Raw genomic sequence first — 2,189 nt, 5'->3', positions numbered from 1 at the left:
GCAACACCGGGGCGGCGAGAGCGGGGCGATCGCGGTCCGGAGATCGTCGGCGGAGGTCGAGCCATCCCCCGCCCGACGCGGCTGCGACCGCAGGGGGCCGTTCTGTCGGCGGCGCCGAAAGAAGCGATTTTTCCGTTCGGTTAGCCCGGCCGGCATGCGATGGCGAACGCATCGCCGCCGCACCCCGTTGGACCGCCATGACCTTCGCCATCAAGCCGAGCCTCGTCCTGCCTGTCCTGCCTGTCCTGCCCGTCCTCGCCCTCCTGCTGGCCGCCGGGCCGGCCCGGGCCGCGAGCTTCGACTGCGAGGCGGCGAAGGCCGCCGACGAGCGGGCGGTCTGCACCACGCTCGCCCTGAACGACCGCGACGTCGAGATGGCGACCCGCTTCGAGATCCTGAAGGACGTGCTGCCGATGGGCGGCCGCGCCAAGCTGCGCGACGACCAGGAGACCTGGCTCGCCGAGCGCCGCGCCTGCGCCGCCGACACCGCCTGCCTCAAGGCGATCTACGACGCGCGCCTGACGGTGCTGCGCGCGGTGCAGTCGGAATTCGCCAAGCAGGGGCCGCAATAGGCGACCGGTTGGTGTTCCCAACGATGCGGGACCGGGACATGAGACGGGAGTTGCGCAAGCCGTACCCGCTCATCCGGGCCGCCCTCTGACATGCGAAAGGAGGCCGAAGCCTCCTCACGCCGTGGGGCGGGGCCTGCCGGAACCCCGCAATGCGCTCCTGCCATCGATGGGGGACGGCAGTGCTACGGCAGGCAGATTGTCACCGTGTCGCCCACGAGAAGACATCGAGCACGGCACGGGGCGTCTTGCCAGATTGCAGCCGCTACAGCCGCGCCAGGAGCCGCTCCGCCAGCGGGTTCTCGGCGGCGAAGGCGTAGTCGATCCGGCGGACGGTGACGGCCCTGGCGCCGGCCCGGACCAGGGCGTCGGCGAGGTCGAACACCGCGTCCGCGGGACAGCGCATCACGATCTCGCCGTCGGCCCCGCGCGGGGCGCCGTAGGGCAGCTCGGCCTCGTGCAGGCCGCTGATGCTGGCGAGGTCGATCGCGCCGGAATCCGGCATCGCGGCGCGGACCTCGCGGGTGGTCCGCGCCCGCTCCTCGGCGGCGATCCGGCCGAGCACGGCGCGCAGCGCGTCGCGCTGGTGGGCGCCCCAGGGCGCGTTGAGCGAGGCGACGAGGTTGGCCTCCGAGCGCAGGATCACCCCATCGTCGAGGATCTTCAGGGCGTTGGCGGCCAGCGTCGCGCCGGTGGTGGTGATGTCGACCACGATCTCGGCCGAGCCCGCGGCCGGCGCGCCCTCGGTGGCGCCCAGGCTCTCCACGATCCGGTAGTCGGCCACCCCCTTCTCCGCGAAGAAGCGGCGGGTGAGGTTGACGTACTTCGTGGCGATGCGCAGGCGCCGTCCGTGGCGGGCGCGCATCTCGGCGGCGACCTCGTCGAGGTCGGCCATGGCGCGCACGTCGATCCAGGCCTGGGGCACGGCCACCACCACGGTGGCGTTGCCGAAGCCGAGCGGCGTCAGGAGCTCAACCTGGCCGTGCACGTCGGGCAGCGTCTCGCGGATCAGGTCCTCGCCGGTGATGCCGAGATGGGCCGCGCCCGAGGCGAGCTGGCTCGCGATCTCGGAGGCGGAGAGGTAGCGCACCTCGACGCCGGCCACGCCCACGAGCTTGCCGCGGTAGTCGCGCGCGCCCGCCCCCTGCGCCAGGCGCAGGCCGGCGCGGCCGAAGAAGGCGGCGGCGTTCTCCTGCAGCCGGCCCTTGGAGGGCACGGCCAGCACCAGGGGGGCGTCCGGGATGTCCATGGTCTCGCTCATCGGGCGGCTCCCGCCACGGGTCGGCCGGCTCCCGCCGCGGGGTCGACCCAGCGCGCGACGCGGTCGACCCAGAAGGTGCAGCCGACCGCCGGCTGCGCGGTCGCGCTGCCGAGATGGGTCAGGAGCCCGTCGTAGCGGCCGCCGCCGACCAGCACCGGGCCGGCGCGGTCCGTCGTCGCCGTCACCTCGAAGATGAAGCCGGTATAGTAGTCGAGGTTGCGCGCGAAGGCGCCGGAGAAGCGAAAACCCTCGAGCGCCAGGCCGCGGGCGGCGATGAAGCCGTTGCGCTCCTCGAACAGGTCGAGCGCCGCCTCGAGCGCGTCGTGGCGCAGGCCCGCGTCGCGGACGAGGCCCCGCAG

The 2,189-nt window shown here is 73.6% G+C and carries 3 protein-coding genes; 1 reads left to right on the top strand and 2 read right to left on the bottom strand.

The features are described from left to right. Nucleotides 1–197: 197 nt before the first annotated feature. Nucleotides 198–572, top strand: coding sequence for a lysozyme inhibitor LprI family protein (locus tag FV223_RS25835; RefSeq protein ID WP_147729613.1), 375 nt, complete (start codon nucleotides 198–200; stop codon nucleotides 570–572). Between the two features lie 262 nt (nucleotides 573–834). On the opposite strand, the gene hisG is transcribed toward FV223_RS25835, so the two are convergent. Further along, entirely contained in the window at nucleotides 835–1,830 is a 996-nt protein-coding gene (hisG, locus tag FV223_RS25830) for an ATP phosphoribosyltransferase (RefSeq protein ID WP_246686611.1), read from the bottom strand. Next, a partial coding sequence (locus tag FV223_RS25825; protein ID WP_187276251.1) for an ATP phosphoribosyltransferase regulatory subunit occupies nucleotides 1,827–2,189 on the bottom strand: 363 nt, incomplete at its 5' end. The genes FV223_RS25825 and hisG, both read right to left, overlap by 4 nt.

The organism is Methylobacterium sp. WL116 (assembly GCF_008039455.1).
Lineage (GTDB): Bacteria > Pseudomonadota > Alphaproteobacteria > Rhizobiales > Beijerinckiaceae > Methylobacterium.
Note: the sequence above shows the minus strand (reverse complement) of the source record. Positions and strands in the feature narration are given on the sequence as shown.